This window comes from Methanomassiliicoccales archaeon LGM-RCC1 (genome assembly GCA_030168575.1).
In the GTDB taxonomy this organism is placed as follows: domain Archaea; phylum Thermoplasmatota; class Thermoplasmata; order Methanomassiliicoccales; family Methanomethylophilaceae; genus Methanoprimaticola.
The window spans coordinates 871,296-887,998 of the sequence record CP115555.1; the positions used below are offsets into that span (position 1 = coordinate 871,296).

Below are 16,703 nucleotides of genomic sequence, written 5' to 3' on the forward strand. Positions count from 1 at the left end.
CTCCCGTCCACAGGATTAGAGAAGAAAAGTGGTTGACAGCGTGCCTGAGTTCCCGTACGCTTGCGCAATACAGTACAGACAGGTACGCGGGAGGGCTTTACTGCCGGGTTCGGAATGGGACCGGGTGTGACTCCTCCGCTATGGCCGTCATACCAATACGGAGGATAGGAGAGAAGTATATAACATTTGCTGGGCACCGATTGACGGGGTAAGGCCCCCGTGCGTAGGAGGACGCCCGGGTGCCTTATTTCGGGAGCCGTACCAATAGGCAAGCAATACGGGTCCCGAACGATTCTGTCATATCATATTACTATTTAGCAGGGGTAGGAAAAGAAGTCCACAATAATGAACATCTGGATGGAGTTCCCTTGACACAAAATTGTCGAGTTGGAGGGATTTAGAGGGGTTGCCCCCCCCCAGGAGGATGAGGGGAGCTGTTGGGGTTTATAGGTGATCTCAGAGACCGTAGTTCTTGAGGTTGTAGTTGGGGACGATCTCCTTGTACTCCTTGTGGGCCCACTCGGTGAACTTGTCAGTGTCCTCGGGAAGGGCGGTGAGCTTCTTGTGGATATCCTGGAGTGTCTCCAACTGCTTGACGGTGAGGCCAAGCTCCTTGGATTCGTATCCCTTGAGCAGTATCTCGGCAGCCTTGATTCCGGCCGCCCTTGATCTGAGGTAGAGGTCGTTTCCGTTCTCGGCGATGGCCTTTCCGATCTCCCAGGCGTGGTCGTATGCGAGGATGTATCCCTCGGGTCCTCTGTATCTGTCAGCGTACATGTACAGGTCCCTGAGGGTCTTCTCCTGCTTGAGCTGGATGGCGGTGTTCATCAGAGCGGCTTCGTATCCGATGGATCCGAACCAGCACTGGACGGATGTTCCTCCGAACTCGGGGTGGTACTCGACGGACTCGTTGGACCAGAGGTCGCAGCACTGAGCGATGAGGTTACCCTGCAGATCGCAGTGTGCGCACTGGCAGTTCTTTCCCTCCTGTGTGGTGGGCTTTCCTGCGATGGCCTTGACGATAGGGCCTTCGTAACCGCAGTCCTTGTCGGGTCCGAGGGCTCCGCACTCCCAGGCACACAGGGTCCTGGCGGATGCGATTGCACGGGTGACGGCGGAGAAGGTCCTCTGGACGTCCTGATCCATCATTCCTCCGGCCATGAACATGGAAACGTTCGCTCCGGAACAGTTGGTGTCTCCACCAGGTGTGCAGTGGTTCCTCTTTGCGATGTCGACCATCTGCTCCCAGGTCCAGGTCATGTCGATGGATCCGAGGTATCCGACACCGTATAGGAAAGCGACGATGTCTCCGTTGGTGACGGCGTAGTCTGCGAACTCCTTTCCTCCGACTGACTCGACGGACAGGTTGTCGGCTCCGTTCTCGCATGCGATGTCGCAGCACTCGAAGAACTTCTCGGGGTATGCGTGGACGGTGTCCATCCCGGGCCTGAGTCCGTGGTCGGCCTCACGCTGATCGGGGATGGTCTGTCTCGTACCGCAGTTGAGTCCGTACTCCTCATGGTATTTCTCGCACATCTCCTCCTGGCCCGCGACGACGGGTGCGGAGAGCTTGGCCTGGTTCATCTGGGAGACCCACTCGGTCTCCAGCTGGACGTTGGGGAATCCGACGGTGACAGCCCTGTCGAGGATGTCCTTTGTGATGTAATCTACATACTCCTTCCTGAGCTTCTCGGGGTCCTTCTCGGTTCCGGGCCTGGGGGCGTAGTTGATCTCAGGGACGACGTATCCTGCGCCGAGCTTCAGACCGAATCCGTAGGATACGGGGTGCTTAGAGTGCCCCATTACCATGTCGTCTGCGCTCTCGTATGCCATACTCGTGTATCTTGTTACTGCCATCTCACTGACCTCCTACAATGCCGTCCCACTCTTCTCTGATCTGCTTCCAGGTGTATCCCTGTCTGATCTTCTCCGCGATGATGGGCGTCTGGGGCGCCTTCTCCGAGTAGATACCGAGATCGTAGGAGTTGGCGTACTCCCTGTTGACCGCTCCGCCGCATCCCATCAGGGGGATGTTGATTCCCTTGTCCTGGAGCATCTTAGCTTCAGTGGGGAATGCGGACATGGTTGTGGTCATGAGGGCGGTTCCGCTGGCGAACAGGGGCTTGACCTCTTCGACCTTAGCGATGAAGTCCACGATAGGTACGTCACGTCCCATGTCGACGACATCGTATCCTGAGGACCTAACCATAACAGCTGCAATGTTCTTTCCGATGTCATGGGGGTCTCCCTCGGCAGCGTGCATGACGACGGTTCCCTTGGACTCGCGTCCTCCGGGGACCTGCTTCTCTGCGATCGCGATTCCGATCTCCATGGTCTTTGCGGCCATCATGATCTCGGGCAGGAAGTACACGTGCTCTGCGTACAGCTTTGCTACACACTCCATTCCTGCTACCAATCCATTATTGATAATATCAAGGGGATCCCTTGTTTTGAGGGCCTCCATAACGGTAGGTCCGACTGTCTTGAACTGCATGTGCAGAACCTGCTCTGCTACCTTTCTGAATACTTCGTCGGTAGGCAGCATCTTCTCTGCCATCTCCTCGGGCGTCAACGTCACCTGCATATCGATGTCGTAGCGCTTGAGGACTTTTGTGAAATCTGCTCCTTCTTTGCTTAGCACATTACCACCTTTTGAGGTTGGATGGATGTTACGAGTGGAATGTTTATAACCCGTCTCAAAATCGAAATGACCATTTTAAATTATAACATTTATAAAACTTTGTTTAAAAATTCATGGATGAATGATATATCCATATATCGTTTAAGTTTGTAATAAATAATTATACTGGATTGTATAGTAATTGGGTTTTATTGGATGAATTAGGTGTGTTGATATCATATGTATAATCGAAAAATTATATGTATAATTACAATATTATACAAAATGAATGTCATCGATTGTCTATCTGAGAAATCGGAAGTCCAATACTATTTATGCTTATCTGAACGAATCCGTTTGGGATCCAGATAAGAAGAAGTGCGTCAACAAGCGCAAATGCATAGGACACGTGGATCCGGGGACCGGCGAGATTGTCCCGAACAGGGCCAGCAAGACAAGAGATTATCCCACAGTCCGTTCCGTTTTTGTCAGCAAGATGTTCGACAAGGTGGCCAAGGACATGCTGCTCTCCGAGACCCTGGCGTTATCGTTCCCGGATGATTGGAAGAAGATAATGACCGTAGCGTACTATCTCGCATCCACCGGAGGGGAGCTGCAGTTTTGCAAGCAGTGGAGCGAGAACAACAGGGCACCCTACAACTCCATCATGACTGAGCATGTCATGAACGAGCTGCTGTCCAACATCACCTCCAACGGCATCTCCCTATTCTTCACGCTATGGAAGCTACGTGTGCAGCCCGACGAGACATACGAGAGCTCCATCAGCTTCAGCGACTCGGAGAACGATATGAGTGAGTATTCGAAGAGGTACAATATCGATTTCAACATCAACAGCAACAGGACGAAGATGGACATCTTCTTCAGCACCAAGAACAACATACCGTTGTGCTATCAGCTGTCCAATATGGCCACTGGCCACAAGATCGGCGATTACGATGTATACAGGGAGAGCTTCAGCAGGCTGTCGTCATTCATGGACGAGGAGAACGGGGATCCGCTCGACCCTTCACTGGTGGCTTACGCAGGCAGCAACCTCATCGTCCGTACCCGTCCCGACAACGAGTTCGTCTCCGGGATGATCGAGAAGGCCGAACCGTCGATGACCAATCCGGAGAACTACAGGATACTGTTTGGAACCCCACTGTTCATAGAAACGTACATGCACCATGTGAATGGGAGAAAGCTCTACATCCACATCTTCTTCGATCCGAACAAGGCCGTCCAGGATCTGTCCACATTCATCTCCATCATCAATCTGTGCAAGTACGAGTTGGAGACCAACCGTCCCGTCGAGGGTCATCAGGAGCTGTACGACAAGTACCTGATAGTCACGGAGGACGAGAGAGGGAGGCAGGTGGTCTCTCATAACAGCGAGGCCATCCTCCACCACAACCAGTACCTAGGTTACTCGACGATCATCTCCAACTTCACCCGCAACCCGTCGACGGCGCTGATACCGTTCCTTCAGAACAAGACGATCACGGGAATGTTCGAGAACATGAAGAACGAGTACGACAGTACGACATTCAACCTCTTCACCGAATCCAACTACCTGAGCAGGATATTCATCCAGTTCCTGGCGCTGATCCTGAGGATGCAGGTCGAGAACATCATGATATCCAAGAAGCTGAACAAGACCCTGACCTACAAGCAGCTAATCGCCGAGCTGTCATCCATCAGGACGATAAACGTGCCGGGCACGAAGAAACCCATGCAGACGATGCTGAGCGACACTCACATACGCATCTTAAACGCGTTCGAGATAGACTACGATCTAGAATGATCAGCAATATGTGGTCTTGTCGCTGTCGAGGACCTCGTTCCAGAGCCTGATGGTCTCCTGAGCATCCTCCTCGTCCATGATCTGGATGGCAAAACCTGCATGGATAACCGCCCACATGCCGACCTCCGCCTCGACCATTGCGACGTTGGCCTTCCTGGTCACTCCGCCGAAGTCCACATCGGCCATCTCTCCATCGATCTTTACGATCTTCCCGGGTATAGCTAGGCACATGGTATCACTCCGTCATGATCTTGAGGATGGCCTCTGCGGGCTGGCCGTCCGTCGCTGTAAGCGCGGCGATGGCCTTCTCCCTGTCGCATCCGGTCTGACTCATGACCAGGTCGACATCGGATGCTGCGAACGTCACCTCGGGCTCTGAGGATCCCTCATCGGAGCCACCCAGCGGCCTGACGGTCTCGGGACCGCTGACCTGATAGCTCTTCTGTCCGCCCATCTCGACGCAGATGACGTCGGCACCCTTGAGCACGATCTCGTTCGTCCTGGTCCTGATTATGACCTCGGTGACGTCCTCGAGACTGTTCTGCTTGATGCCCATCTGTTTCATCGCCTTCTGCATCTGGCGAGGGTTCATTCTCATTCCGCCCATGGTATCCTCATCCTATGACGTTTATTTAAAAAGTATTTTCAAATGCTTTCCTTGACTGCGGCCACCAATGCTGACAGGACCTCGTCAGCTTTCTCCACGTCGGGGACTCCTCCCTGTGCGAAGTCGGGCTTCCCTCCGCCGCGTCCTCCGAACCTTCCCAGGACGTCTGAGATGACGGCCTTGCAATCTACCTTCGGGTTTCCGGATGCGAGCATGACCGACAGTGTCTCCGACACGGATACGAATGCTCCGATACCGCCTTTGGATCTGATCGATTCCATGGTGTCGTTCATGACATTCCTGTCCGCTCCAGGAAGGATGGCCGAGTACAGAGCTGTGCCGTTGACGTCCTCCGGCGAGAGATGCGACACCATCCTCTTGGTAGCATCCCTCAGGAGCCTGTTCTTGACCTCCAGCTCCTGCTTCATGTTGGATACGGCCTTCGCTGCATCCTCGTTCTTGCAGCCTATGACATCGATGACCTCCAACGCTACGTTGGACAGTGCTACTGCAGATTGCTTGGCGGCCTCTCCGACCTTGAAGTGGATCTCGTATCCTTCCTTTCCGGCCTTTACCTTGCGGTCGACGACCAGCATCTCCAGTTCGGATGTCTCTAGGACGTGCACCCCGCTGCATGCGGAATAGTCGATATCGCCTATGGCGACGACGGTGATCTCCTCATCCTCTCCGATCCTGTCCAGCTTGATCCTGACCTTCTCCAGTTCCGGATCGTCCCTGTCCATGATGCTGTGGGTGATGGAATGGTTGTCCCTGATGGCCTGGTTGGCGAAGTCCTCGGCCTTCCTGATCTGCTCCCAGGTCAGGTCCCTGTCCACGATGACGTACTTGGTCTCAGGCGAGATGAAGATCTTCACGATGCTGAGCTCCTCGCACTGCCTCTTCAGTGAACCGAAGAGCAGATGCTCCCCTGTGTGGCCCTGCATGAGGTCGTAGCGTCTGTTCCAGTCCACCTGGCACCAAACGGTGTCGCCGACGTGGAGATCGTTCCCTGGGCACTTGTGGACGATGTCATTGTCCTTGTTGTATGAGACTTCGGTGACCTTGCAGTTGGCGATGCTGCCGGTATCGCAGACCTGGCCGCCCCCGCCGGGGTAGAATGCTGTGCAGTCGAGGATAACATCGTCCCCATCCACAGCGGCAACATGTGCCTCGAAGTCGAAAATGTACCCATCATGCCTGAAGATCTCGTCGGTCATCGTATCGGATTTCGCGGATGCGGTCGGTTCTAATAAAACAGATGGTCATCCGACTATAGGTCTGTAACTAACGTGAGATAATCAAGAATGACAGGTAGATTCTATAACCATGCATTGCATTCGTGCCTTTATGATCTGCCCAAACTGTGGAAGACAAATGAGTGATGGAGAATTATTCTGCACTGGGTGTGGGATGAGGTTGAACAACGCACCAGGCTATGGGGCAGCCCCCATATATTCAGCACCACCAGTATATGATGCACAGAATCAGCAAAACGACCCTGATAAGCCTGTCAATCCATCCAAGGCAGTCCCGTTGATATTGGGATTTTTCTTTGGTCTTTTTGGAGTATTATTGGCAGTGCTCACGTACAACGGGAACTATGGGAAGTACACCCGTAATCCAACGGTGAACGCATTGTTATGGAGTATAATCGGAACATTGATCCAGATACCTATAATTCTCGCGTTATACTACCTGGTAATAATGCCCATGATTTCCAGTTTGTTCGGTATGTGAAATCACTGAATAAATCGACGGCTCTGCCGTCTTCTTCCCACACATGGCTGTGGATGGAGACACCATCCACAGCGGTCATATGTGTTTCTAAGTCGAATGTACCCGTCATGCCTGAAGATCTCGTTGCTACCGCATCTGTCCTTGCGATATAGAATCGGATAACGAGGGTGATGACATGATAGTTTACAGCGACTTTTTGTGAATTCTCAAGGATAGCATTATATCCTCATATGAAATCGATACAATGTTCCTGAAGGATTTAGGCCCCTGAAGGGGCCTTGGTTCTCAAAGGAACCATCTTAGCAATTCGGACATTGTCCGGATTGCCGAGAGGACGAGGGAAACGAATTCGAACTTGGTTCCCCTGTCCTCTTCCTTTGCAGGTATTTAATCACCTCCTAAGGATTAGGTACGGGCAAACAGTCCGGTCGCGATAGGAAGTCCTTCGCGACGGACTTCCTTCCCCGCCCATTAGGATACTGGGGTTTCCAAGATTTAATGACCATAAGGGCTTTCTACGGTCTATAGATTGCGACCCCCTGGCCGTTATTTAAACGAAGGATCTATCGGCAAATCCGCGATCGTTTCGTGCAATACTCGCTTCCAATCCCCTTTTATAATACTTTATTAGTAGCGTGCGATAGTTAGAGGCGCTCTCATGAGAAGAACGAACACCTGTGGTGAGCTTAGGGTTTCCGACATCGGAAAGAAGGTTTGCCTGCAGGGATGGGTCAGGTTCTCCAGGGACCACGGCGGGGTGCAGTTCATCGACCTTGCCGATAGGTACGGGATAACCCAGGTCGTCTTCGACCCTCAGGACCTTCCCGCCGGCACGGATGCAAAGAAGATCGCGGATGTGATGAATACCTTCACCCGCGAATGCGTCATTTCCATCGATGGTACCGTAAGGAATAGGGTCGAGGGGACCGAGGATGCCAGGAATCCCACCGGACAGATCGAGGTGCTCATCACCGGAGCGGAGCTCCTGAACACTTGTGCCATACCCCCGTTCGAGATCGGGGACCAGAAGGAAGGAGTCCTTCCCAACGAGGACACCAGGCTCAAGTACAGGTACCTGGACCTCAGGAGGACCGAGATGATTCAGTCCATGGTCTTCAGATCCAAGCTGGTCCATCTTGCCAGGCAGTATCTGGAGCAGAACGGTTTCCTTGAGATCGAGACCCCCATCCTGGGAAGGTCCACGCCCGAGGGAGCTAGGGACTACATCGTGCCCTCGAGGGTGCACCCCGGAACGTTCTACGCGCTCCCCCAGTCGCCACAGCAGTTCAAGCAGATGCTGATGGTCGCATCTATGGACCGTTACTATCAGGTTGCCAGATGCTTCCGTGACGAGGATTCAAGGAAGGACCGTCAGCCTGAGTTCACGCAGCTGGACCTCGAGATGTCCTTCGTGGACATGAAGGACATCCAGGACATGATGGAGGGCCTGATGGCCTACATCTGGAAAGGCCTGTACGACGAGGAGCTCAAGACGCCCTTCCCCCACATCGGATACAGGGACGCCATGGAGAGGTTCGGATCCGACAAGCCCGATATGAGGTACGGGCTGGAGTTCGTCAAGCTCACGGAGGTCGTGAAGGACGCTCCGTACAAGATCTTCCAGAACATTCTGGCCAACGGCGGGATCGTCGCAGGAATCAATCTCAAGGCCGATATCGCCGGCGACAAGGTCGGAAGGAACGATGTCGACCGTTACATCGCATACGCGAAGAAGGTCGGACTCGGAGGACTCACATGGATGAGGTGCGTCAACGGGCAGCTGGAATCCAACATCGTCAAGTACTTCACGCCGGAGATCCTGGAGAACATCAAGAAGACCATGGGCGCCGAGGAGGGCGACCTGATATTCATTATCGCAGGGCCCTGGAAGGCCACCTACGAGAGCGGAGGATTCCTCAGGAAGAAGATCGCTGAGGATCTCGGACTCGTTCCGGACAATGTATTCCAGTTCTTCTGGATGGACGACTGTCCCATGTTCGAGATCGATCCCGTATCCGGGAAGTACGACGCGTTCCACCACCCGTTCGTGCTGCCGACCAACGACCTCAACGACGAGTACGTCGGAGGAGCATGCTTCGACCTCTGCCTGAACGGCAACGAGCTCGGATCCGGTTCGCTCCGTATCCACAACGCCGAGAAGCAGATCGAGGTCTTCCACAAGCTCGGTCTGGACGATGAGAGGATCGAGAGGAACTTCGGTTACTTCGTGGAGATGCTCAGCTACGGTGCGCCGCCCCACGGAGGTATCGCCATCGGTATTGACAGGATCTGTGCGATCCTTCTCAACAAGGACTCCATTAGGGACGTCATAGCATTCCCCAAGAACAAGAGGGCAGTATCCCTCCTGGATGGTTCCCCATCCAAGGTGGACGACGACAAGCTGGAAGAGCTCCAGATCATCTCCCTCGCAGGAGAGGACCTCGACCTTTCGGAGTACGAGGACCTCCCCGAGGAGTGAAAACATTTCAGGGGCTCAGGCCCCTTTCTCTACTTTCTTCAACCTGTATCCTGCGGTAACCGATAGGATCGGAAGTTCTATCAGCGGTGCGATTACCAGCACCAACAGCAGCAATGTAGCGTCAGGGAAAGCCGCCACTGCAATCGCGAGGGACAGTGGGGAGTTCCTTGCCATGCTGGTGAACACAAGGGAAGTGGTGTCCGCCGTGTCGAACCTCTGCAATCTGGATACGAATGTCGCTACGACGTAGTTCACGGCGAAGAACACCAGCAGCGGGACTATGAGCGCTATGAACAGCTCAAGATGGCCCATCAGCTCAGCGCTCTCGGATGCGAACATGGCCGCGATGGCCAAGCACAGGAAGAATAGCTGAAGGTTGTCTCCGTTTTCGCTAATTCTAGAACCAAGATAGGCGACCTTTTGGACCTTCGCCCCCACTATTTTCAAGACGATGGCAGCGGTCAGAGGGATCACCAATACCACGATCATGCTCCATAGAAGACCGGGTATGTCCATGTCCACCTGTGTGTTGAAGAATATGAGCAGGTACACCGGCATCAGGACGATCTGCAGGATCAGGTTCAGAGGCAGAAGGGAGCTGCTCAGGGGAACGTTTCCTTTGGCCATAGCGGTGAAAACCAGATACCAATCCGTGCAGGGTGTGACAAGGAGCATCACCAGTCCGATCCTGACATCGATCTCCGCGAACATCAGCCCTAGCAGCAATGAGAATACGGGCGTCCAGACGAAGTTGATCGTCAGGGCCGTCAGGGTGAAGTGCCTGTTGGAGAAGGATTTCCCGATATCCCTGATGCTGACGCACATGAACACGAAGAACAGCATCACCATCAGGAACGGCTCTATCAGGAGCGAAGCGTCGGAACAGTCGGACAGCATCCCTGCCGCCAGGCCGATTATCGCCGCGGACAGCATGATAAGCGGATGCAGGAACGCACTGTTCATACTGACCAATCGATTAGCAAGTAGAAAAAAAGTGAGTAACAATTATGTCTAACATGACGATTCACCGCCATGGAAAACAAAAGCATCTTGACGTTGATTGCGGTCGTCGTCATAATAGAGGTCATCCTCGCCGGTGCGGTAATCTACATTCTGTCGGATCACGGTCAGACCGAATACACATTGTATATCGGCCTCAACGATTCGGTGACAGGCGAGGACTACGATCCGGTGGAGGCGGCCGAATGGGTGGACGAGATCGTCCTGAAGTACATGGGCGGCCTCACCCGCTACAATGCGGATGGAGCATACACCTATGACGACGGAAACATCGCCCACGAGCAGAGCCTGGTCTACTACCTGACCGATGTTTCCTACGAGGATGTCCACAAGATCTGCGACGAGGTCAAGGACCTGCTTCACCAGTCAAGCATCCTGATCTCGATCGGCAAACCGAAAATAGAGTTCTATTGAAACAGATGGTGCGGGCCTCATGACCCGCCCATCAAATTTTATTGTTTACAGGAAGGTGACGGTCTCTTCCAGTGGTTTCCTGGATGCGTGCATCGGTCCAGGCTTGCAATCGTCTGCAGGGTATCCGAGGGGCAGGAGGTTATAGACTGTTTCGTCCTCGGGGAGGTTGAACACCTCTTTCACCTTCTGGGGGTCGAACCAGCCGACCCAGCATGTTCCCAGACCGAGAGCATGCGCCTGGAGCATCATCTCGTCGGTAACGATGGCGGCATCGGTCTCTCCGCGGTTCAGTTTGGAGAAGTGACTGATCCACTCGAGGTCCTTCTTCATTGCGATTATCAAAACAATGGGCGCATCGAAATGCATGCACCATTCCTTATCGAACTTCTTCCTCTGCTCGGGGGACCTGACCACATAGATGTGTTGCCCCTGCATGTTCTTGGCGGTGGGAGCGAGCCTTCCAGCCTCCAGAATCTTGTTCAGAACAGCGTCCTCCACGGGCTTGTCGCTGTACTTCCTGACCGAGTATCTTGAGTTGATCACGTCTTCGAATTGCATGAAGAACCATGGGTATCTTTAGATAAAGAATATCTAGCCGAAAGATCACAATCAAAGGCAGTTTAATCCAGATGCGCCTTTTCAAACTGAGATGCCCATTGTTCTATGTATTCTTCTTTGATCTTTATCATCTCATTTCTGATCGGTACGTCGATTTCTTCGGATAGTCTGATCACAGTTTCTGTTGTGTACGTAACCCATGGTGATACGTAGGCCCTATACTGAGATCTTATCTCGTTCAGAACAGTGGTCCAGTCAAAATCATGAGAGAAAATCAGTCTGAGACAATCTTCATAATCGTTGGTTCTTTCAGTTACGGATTTGAAAACAAAAATATCCTCTGAACTGCATGTAAATAGACGGGTTTTATCATATGCTATTCATAATGTAGAGCGATCCGCCATGCCATCTGAAAGCCCGAGCATTCCGCAGACTCTCGACTCGAAGATATCAATCCGATAATCATCCAAAGAAAGCATGTCTGAAATGTTAGTTCTCTCCATTCCTGGGGTTGGCCTTATGGATTCAAATCCCATGTTCTTAAGAGCTGAAATCAGAGCATCATAGGATTCCTTGGAACGCACTACAAAATCGACATCTTTGGTCTTTTTCTTTGACTTGTTGTAAAGCATAGCGCCACCGCCGATCAAGTATATGTCCGCAGGGCGATCTATAAACGAATCTATGTCTCTGATGAGTTTTTCGATCTGTGAGGTGTTCTCGATCATCCTTCCACCGTCCACAGTCTGTCGTTCAGATCTTGGAGAGACGGCCATCTCTCTATACGCTCACCTGACAATATGCGGTTGTGGATGTCGACAAACTCCTTTGGAGGGTTAAGCTTATCTTCGTTTTTCATGTAGAAGAGTTCAGCGGCCATACGGAGTCTTGTGCTATCTTCATGCTCCGCTATTTTCAATGCATCGTTGAATATCTCCTCTAGAGAAAGTTCACCATATTCTGTCGTACAATAAACGTCATCGAATACCCAACCAGTCAATCCATATTTTTCCAAAGCTGTGAAGCCTGTGACATTGTCTGTCGTTTTTTCTTTAGTGGAGTAGATGATGGCATCGTTTTTCCTGAAGAGAAGAAGGGAGTTATCCGGAAGTTTGGCGTCATTGACCTCCAGATGGTCAATCAAGCTTTCTAGGAATTTTCTGATTTGAGGATATCTGTTATCATTCAGGCTGTAGTATCCGTTGATATTTCTAACGATACCTCCGTTGGTATGAATGTTCAGAATCTTATGTATGTGCGACTCAGAGATCCCCGTCTCCTTGGAGATGGTGCTGAGGTCTTTGGCCGTCATGATACACTTAAGGACATCCAATCTGCTGTCACTGAAGAATCTCGATACTTCAGGCCCGTTGCTCATGATATAGAATAAGCGTTTGGCAAAGGCACAGTTGCTTATTGCTAGTGGTTTTTCTTTTTTTAGAACATCTTTGGATTTCAGATTCCTAACTATTCTGTATGTTTCTGGATTCGATATGTTCATCGCTTCGGCTAACGAACCGACATCTGTGCATCCTCTCGACAGATAATAGAGTGATTCCAACTCCCTTTGACTGAACATCGCCACACCTATTATTATCTACTCTATTGAAGTATTTAATAATAATTTTGGGAATTATTATTGAATAATAATTATATCAATCAAATAAAGAAAAAATATGGAAAAGTGATGGGGCAAGAACCTGCCCCATGATTTGCTTTATTTTTAGGATTAATTCTGTGGCAGACGCTCATATCCTGGATTCAATCAGCTTTTTGGCTGCTTCCACCACTTCTGCCGAGGAGTACTTGCCCCCGGTCTGCCTCATGACATATCCGATTACCTGATTGGCTGCCTTGTCGTTCTTCTGGTAGTCGGCGACGATCTTCGGGTTCTCATCGAGGAAGCCGTTGATCAGTGTCTCCAATCCTGCGGACTCCTCCTGTGCGGCGGTCGCATCCTGACCGGTCATGAACGATTTGATCTCGATGGCGCATTGGGTGTCGGTGATCTTCCTGTCTGCGAAGTCCTTGATGAATCCCTTCAATTTCGACAGGTCGTTTACACCGCGGTCCTCCATGGCCCTCCAGTTGGCGCTGATCGGACCTCCGACCCACTTGATGGCATCGGCGGTCCCGAACTCCTTCGCGACATCCTCGAAGAGGATGGCAAGGTCCACAGAGGTGTTCACAAGCTGCTTGGCCATCTTCGGGTCCAGGCTGTACTGCGAAGTCATCCTCAGGATCATGTTCTGGGGGCTCTCGGCGATCCTTATGGAATCGGCCAGCTCCTTGATGTGATAGATTCCGAGATCGGGTTCATCGATGTAACCGTACTGGTCCTCGAACTCCTTCACCCTCATGCTGACGGTGACGTCCCTCTCGGGGTCGTATCTCCTGGTCTCCCTGACGATCTTCTTCTTGGCCTTGATCATGGCGATCTGCCTGACCATCTCCGAATGCAGCGCCTTCTCGGCGTTCTTCAGACCGCTGACGTTCTTGATCTCGACCCTCTCGGTCCCGACGGAGATGTTGCAGTCGCACTTGACCTCCCATTCCAGGTCGTCGGGGATGTCCAGCAGGTGTCTGATGTCCCCGATCATCTGTGTGAGGAACTGCCTGGCCTCCGCAGGCGTAGCGATGTCCGGCTCGGTCACGATCTCCGCCAGAGGGATTCCGGACCTGTTGTAATCCACGAGCGACGTGAGGTCCGCGGTCCTCTTGGTCTTTCCAGGGTCCTCCTCGATGTGTATCCTGGTGATCCTGATGGGCTTCTTGCCGTCCAGGTAGTAGACTCCCCTCTCTCCGATCGGGTTGTCGTACTGCGTGATCTGGACGCTCTTCGACATGTCCGGGTAGAAGTAGGTCTTCCTTGCGAACCATGTGGTGTCGTTGACCTCGCAGTTGAGCATCTTAGCGATCATTATCCCGTAGACCAGAACCTGCTTGTTCAGGACGGGCCTGGATCCCGGCATGCCCAGGCATGTGGGGCACACATGGGTGTTGGGGAACTCGCACTCTTCCGTGGGGCAGGAGCAGAACATCTTGGATTTGGTGGGAAGCTGCACATGGCATTCCAATCCGATCTTCATATCGACACCTCCGGTCTCTTGAGATCGAACTGCTTCTCCCAGTCCTCCGCAACGGAGAACAGGACCTTCTCGTTCCAGTGGTTCGCTACGAACTGCATTCCGACTGGCATTCCCTCGGAGTCGTATCCACAGGGGACAGACAGGTGGGGCGTTCCTGCGATGTTGGCGGGGACCGTGAGGTAATCCGCCTTGTATGAATCGAGAGCCGACATCTTAGAGATGTCATCGAATTTGGGTGCTGTGAAGGGCATGGTGGGTGCGAGCACAGCGTCGTGGTCTGCCAGGACCTTCTTGTAATCGTTGATGACAACCTGCCTGACCTCTCTGGCCTTGGCGTAGTGCCTTCCTCCGAATCCTGCCATGCGGGCGTAGGTCCCCAGGAGGATCCTCCTCTTGGCCTCGTCACCGAAGTACTTCGTACGCACTTCCGTGAAGAAATCGTCGAACTTCTGGGTGCGGTCGCCGTCCTGGTGGCCGTACCTCATACCGACATATCTGGCGAGGTTGGTGGAAGCCTCTGATGTTGCCAGAACATAATAGGCGGGCATGGCAAACCTCAACGAAGGCATGTCGACGTACTCTACATCGATTCCCATTCCTTTCAGCTGCTCCACGGCGTTGTTGAAAGCAGCCTCCACTTCCTTGGAAAGTCCTTCGATGCCCTCCTTGGGGATCGCCACGGACCTCATCTTCGTGTAGGATGTGTCGAAATCAGGCTGGACCATAGATGTGGGGTCCCTATCGTCCTTTCCGGCGATGAGCTCCATGTACTTCTTCAGGTCCGTCGCCTTCTGCGACAGAACGCCGATCTTGTCAAGGGAGTTACCGTAGTCGATGAGACCGTACCTGGACACGCGTCCGTATGTGGGTGCGATCCCGTACACGCCGCAGAAGGATGCGGGACAGCAGATGGAACCTCCGGTGGAGACTCCCAGTGAGATGTGGTCCTCGATGACCGAAGCGGCGCAGGCGGATCCTCCTGAGGACCCTCCGCATGCCCTGTCAAGGGCGTAGGGGTTCCTGGGGATCTCGAATCCCGAGTTGGTGGAGAAGGTTCCGAAACCGAACTCGTCCATGTTGGTCTTCCCGACTAGCTTGCCTCCGGCATCCCTGAGCTTCGATATGGATGTGGCATCGAACACTGGATGGTAACCCTCCAGGATCCTCGATCCTGCACAGGTCTCCATGTCCTTGGATGTGAGGTTGTCCTTCGCTGAGAACAGGAACTTGGCATCGCCTGCGGACGTGTCGTCCGTCATCGCATGGAACATGCGGTACTTCTCGTTGACCGCCTTCAGTTTGGACATCACGTCATCCATGCTCATGACAGCCTGGGCCCCCTTACGTACCTGTCGTATGTGTCCATGCCCCTGAGCAGCTCATCGGCGTCGAACTCCTCTTTGGGAACGTCCTCCCTGATGATGTCAGCGACCATGATGGGATTGACACCGCGCTCGTTGCACTCTGGTGCCTCGTTGAGCAGCTCGAAGTAGCCGAGGATGTCCCCCAGCTCCTTGCAGTATCTCTCCGCTTCCTCGTCGGTGAGGGCTATGTGGGCGAACTTCGCCACGTCTCTAACGGTCTTCACATCCATTACTAGACCTTCGGCGGGCTATCGGGATGATTTTATAATAATTATTAGGCGGACTTGTGGACGAAGATGAATCCGTACAGGATCATCCTGCCGTTCTGGAAAGAGTACGGGATGTCCAAGCCTGCGAAGTATTTCTTGAGATCGATCCCTAGGGTGGACACTGACGGGATCATCATGTCCGGGAACCTGCACGGTTCGGGATAAGCGCACTCCCCACAGTAGTCGCAGGGGCCGTCCATGAAACCATCGCACTCGATGCCGTTGTCCCTGAGCTCCAGGACCATCATCCTAAGGGTGCGGTGAACGTCGTCGGATATGGATTTCATCAGCTCCGTGTCGTTGAAGTCGGCCTCGAACTCGCGGTAGGCCAGTATGACGTAGTCGATGCCCTTGTAGTATTCGGCGACATCCCTCTTCGCTCCGGGGTTGCACCCCCAGTTGGTGTCGTATGTGCCGCACTTGTTCTCCTTGCAACGGCTGAACGCCAGCTGATAGCTGTCCTCGTTGTACTCCGGTACCGGCGCCTTTCTGATGGTGAAGCTATCGAAGTCCTTCATGGATGCGACGGATTCCCATGTCTCCATGAGGTTCGCATGGGATTGGAGGTTTAAATGTATGGGAGAGGGCGATTTCATGCACAGGGACGAGGATGCCGTCGAACCCAGATTCCTATGTGTCATTGTAGGGGAGAGCGGTTCTGCGTACCGCAGGGAGGATGGGGTGTACGTGGTCCCGATCACCGCTTTGGGCCCGTAATCCCCGAAAGACCTTTATTATGCGG

18 protein-coding genes and 1 rRNA gene are annotated in these 16,703 nt (G+C 52.9%); 5 read left to right on the forward strand and 14 right to left on the reverse strand.

Annotated elements, in window-relative coordinates:
- Positions 1 to 30 precede the first annotated feature (30 nt).
- The 3 genes from rrf to PED39_04290 form a co-directional block, all read right to left on the reverse strand.
- Positions 31 to 152 (reverse strand): 5S ribosomal RNA (rrf, locus tag PED39_04280).
- A gap of 304 nt (positions 153 to 456) precedes the next feature.
- Entirely contained in the window at positions 457 to 1,857 is a 1,401-nt protein-coding gene (locus PED39_04285) for a methanol--corrinoid methyltransferase (GenBank protein ID WII06809.1), read from the reverse strand.
- Position 1,858: 1 nt separating this feature from the next.
- Positions 1,859 to 2,641, reverse strand: coding sequence for a B12-binding domain-containing protein (locus PED39_04290; GenBank protein WII06810.1), 783 nt, complete (start codon positions 2,639 to 2,641; stop codon positions 1,859 to 1,861).
- Between the two features lie 268 nt (positions 2,642 to 2,909).
- Here PED39_04290 and PED39_04295 point away from each other — a divergent pair, with 268 nt between their 5' ends.
- Complete coding sequence (locus PED39_04295) at positions 2,910 to 4,424, forward strand: hypothetical protein (protein WII06811.1); 1,515 nt, start codon at positions 2,910 to 2,912, stop codon at positions 4,422 to 4,424.
- Here the strand turns inward: PED39_04295 and PED39_04300 are convergent, their stop codons facing one another.
- Genes PED39_04300 through PED39_04310 form a run of 3 tightly spaced genes read right to left on the reverse strand, consistent with a single transcriptional unit; the run spans position 4,425 to position 6,248 of the window.
- A complete protein-coding gene (locus PED39_04300; GenBank protein WII06812.1) occupies positions 4,425 to 4,655 on the reverse strand; it encodes a HypC/HybG/HupF family hydrogenase formation chaperone in 231 nt (76 codons plus the stop codon).
- 4 nt (positions 4,656 to 4,659) lie between these two features.
- Entirely contained in the window at positions 4,660 to 5,031 is a 372-nt protein-coding gene (locus PED39_04305; protein WII06813.1) for a nascent polypeptide-associated complex protein, read from the reverse strand.
- A 38-nt stretch (positions 5,032 to 5,069) separates the two neighbouring features.
- Positions 5,070 to 6,248 (reverse strand): DHHA1 domain-containing protein, encoded by a 1,179-nt coding sequence (locus PED39_04310; GenBank protein ID WII06814.1) that lies wholly within the window; start codon positions 6,246 to 6,248, stop codon positions 5,070 to 5,072.
- Positions 6,249 to 6,378: 130 nt separating this feature from the next.
- Between PED39_04310 and PED39_04315 the strand changes: the two genes are divergently transcribed.
- Positions 6,379 to 6,768: a zinc ribbon domain-containing protein gene (locus PED39_04315; protein WII06815.1), complete on the forward strand. Its 390-nt coding sequence runs from the start codon at positions 6,379 to 6,381 to the stop codon at positions 6,766 to 6,768.
- Between the two features lie 658 nt (positions 6,769 to 7,426).
- Positions 7,427 to 9,247 carry an aspartate--tRNA ligase gene (gene aspS, locus PED39_04320; protein ID WII06816.1) on the forward strand — a complete coding sequence of 607 codons (1,821 nt, stop codon included), beginning with the start codon at positions 7,427 to 7,429 and terminating at the stop codon, positions 9,245 to 9,247.
- Positions 9,248 to 9,262: 15 nt separating this feature from the next.
- Here the strand turns inward: aspS and PED39_04325 are convergent, their stop codons facing one another.
- Entirely contained in the window at positions 9,263 to 10,210 is a 948-nt protein-coding gene (locus PED39_04325) for an arsenic resistance protein (protein ID WII06817.1), read from the reverse strand.
- A gap of 69 nt (positions 10,211 to 10,279) precedes the next feature.
- Here PED39_04325 and PED39_04330 point away from each other — a divergent pair, with 69 nt between their 5' ends.
- Positions 10,280 to 10,681, forward strand: a complete 402-nt coding sequence (locus tag PED39_04330; protein WII06818.1) for a DUF3574 domain-containing protein — start codon at positions 10,280 to 10,282, stop codon at positions 10,679 to 10,681.
- 45 nt (positions 10,682 to 10,726) lie between these two features.
- Here PED39_04330 and PED39_04335 read toward each other — a convergent pair whose 3' ends face one another.
- The 7 genes from PED39_04335 to PED39_04365 all read right to left on the reverse strand — a co-directional run bounded on the left by PED39_04335 (position 10,727) and on the right by PED39_04365 (position 16,506).
- Entirely contained in the window at positions 10,727 to 11,239 is a 513-nt protein-coding gene (locus PED39_04335; protein ID WII06819.1) for a nitroreductase family protein, read from the reverse strand.
- 380 nt (positions 11,240 to 11,619) lie between these two features.
- Positions 11,620 to 11,967 carry a hypothetical protein gene (locus PED39_04340; protein ID WII06820.1) on the reverse strand — a complete coding sequence of 116 codons (348 nt, stop codon included), beginning with the start codon at positions 11,965 to 11,967 and terminating at the stop codon, positions 11,620 to 11,622.
- On the reverse strand, positions 11,964 to 12,818 hold the full coding sequence (locus PED39_04345; protein ID WII06821.1) for a hypothetical protein: 855 nt from the start codon (positions 12,816 to 12,818) through the stop codon (positions 11,964 to 11,966). The genes PED39_04340 and PED39_04345 overlap by 4 nt, the downstream gene beginning before the upstream one ends.
- A 169-nt stretch (positions 12,819 to 12,987) precedes the next feature.
- Positions 12,988 to 14,328: an Asp-tRNA(Asn)/Glu-tRNA(Gln) amidotransferase subunit GatB gene (gene gatB, locus PED39_04350; GenBank protein WII06822.1), complete on the reverse strand. Its 1,341-nt coding sequence runs from the start codon at positions 14,326 to 14,328 to the stop codon at positions 12,988 to 12,990.
- Positions 14,325 to 15,653, reverse strand: a complete 1,329-nt coding sequence (locus tag PED39_04355) for an amidase family protein (GenBank protein ID WII06823.1) — start codon at positions 15,651 to 15,653, stop codon at positions 14,325 to 14,327. The genes gatB and PED39_04355 overlap by 4 nt, the downstream gene beginning before the upstream one ends.
- The gene (locus tag PED39_04360) at positions 15,650 to 15,922 is read right to left on the reverse strand and encodes an aspartyl/glutamyl-tRNA amidotransferase subunit C (protein WII06824.1); all 273 of its coding nucleotides are present in this window, start codon (positions 15,920 to 15,922) and stop codon (positions 15,650 to 15,652) included. Before PED39_04360 ends, PED39_04355 begins: the two co-directional genes overlap by 4 nt.
- Before the next feature lie 44 nt (positions 15,923 to 15,966).
- Complete coding sequence (locus PED39_04365) at positions 15,967 to 16,506, reverse strand: DUF2284 domain-containing protein (protein WII06825.1); 540 nt, start codon at positions 16,504 to 16,506, stop codon at positions 15,967 to 15,969.
- A gap of 31 nt (positions 16,507 to 16,537) precedes the next feature.
- Here PED39_04365 and PED39_04370 point away from each other — a divergent pair, with 31 nt between their 5' ends.
- Complete coding sequence (locus tag PED39_04370) at positions 16,538 to 16,678, forward strand: hypothetical protein (protein ID WII06826.1); 141 nt, start codon at positions 16,538 to 16,540, stop codon at positions 16,676 to 16,678.
- Positions 16,679 to 16,703 lie beyond the last annotated feature (25 nt).

Coding starts and splice junctions, on each gene's coding strand:
- PED39_04285 (WII06809.1), bottom strand. CDS start 1,857: ATGGCAGTAACAAGATACACGAGTATGGCATACGAGAGCGCAGACGAC.
- PED39_04295 (WII06811.1), top strand. CDS start 2,910: ATGTCATCGATTGTCTATCTGAGAAATCGGAAGTCCAATACTATTTAT.
- PED39_04300 (WII06812.1), bottom strand. CDS start 4,655: ATGTGCCTAGCTATACCCGGGAAGATCGTAAAGATCGATGGAGAGATG.
- PED39_04305 (WII06813.1), bottom strand. CDS start 5,031: ATGGGCGGAATGAGAATGAACCCTCGCCAGATGCAGAAGGCGATGAAA.
- PED39_04310 (WII06814.1), bottom strand. CDS start 6,248: ATGACCGACGAGATCTTCAGGCATGATGGGTACATTTTCGACTTCGAG.
- PED39_04315 (WII06815.1), top strand. CDS start 6,379: ATGATCTGCCCAAACTGTGGAAGACAAATGAGTGATGGAGAATTATTC.
- aspS (WII06816.1), top strand. CDS start 7,427: ATGAGAAGAACGAACACCTGTGGTGAGCTTAGGGTTTCCGACATCGGA.
- PED39_04325 (WII06817.1), bottom strand. CDS start 10,210: ATGAACAGTGCGTTCCTGCATCCGCTTATCATGCTGTCCGCGGCGATA.
- PED39_04330 (WII06818.1), top strand. CDS start 10,280: ATGGAAAACAAAAGCATCTTGACGTTGATTGCGGTCGTCGTCATAATA.
- PED39_04335 (WII06819.1), bottom strand. CDS start 11,239: ATGCAATTCGAAGACGTGATCAACTCAAGATACTCGGTCAGGAAGTAC.
- PED39_04340 (WII06820.1), bottom strand. CDS start 11,967: ATGATCGAGAACACCTCACAGATCGAAAAACTCATCAGAGACATAGAT.
- PED39_04345 (WII06821.1), bottom strand. CDS start 12,818: ATGTTCAGTCAAAGGGAGTTGGAATCACTCTATTATCTGTCGAGAGGA.
- gatB (WII06822.1), bottom strand. CDS start 14,328: ATGAAGATCGGATTGGAATGCCATGTGCAGCTTCCCACCAAATCCAAG.
- PED39_04355 (WII06823.1), bottom strand. CDS start 15,653: ATGAGCATGGATGACGTGATGTCCAAACTGAAGGCGGTCAACGAGAAG.
- PED39_04360 (WII06824.1), bottom strand. CDS start 15,922: ATGGATGTGAAGACCGTTAGAGACGTGGCGAAGTTCGCCCACATAGCC.
- PED39_04365 (WII06825.1), bottom strand. CDS start 16,506: ATGGAGACATGGGAATCCGTCGCATCCATGAAGGACTTCGATAGCTTC.
- PED39_04370 (WII06826.1), top strand. CDS start 16,538: ATGGGAGAGGGCGATTTCATGCACAGGGACGAGGATGCCGTCGAACCC.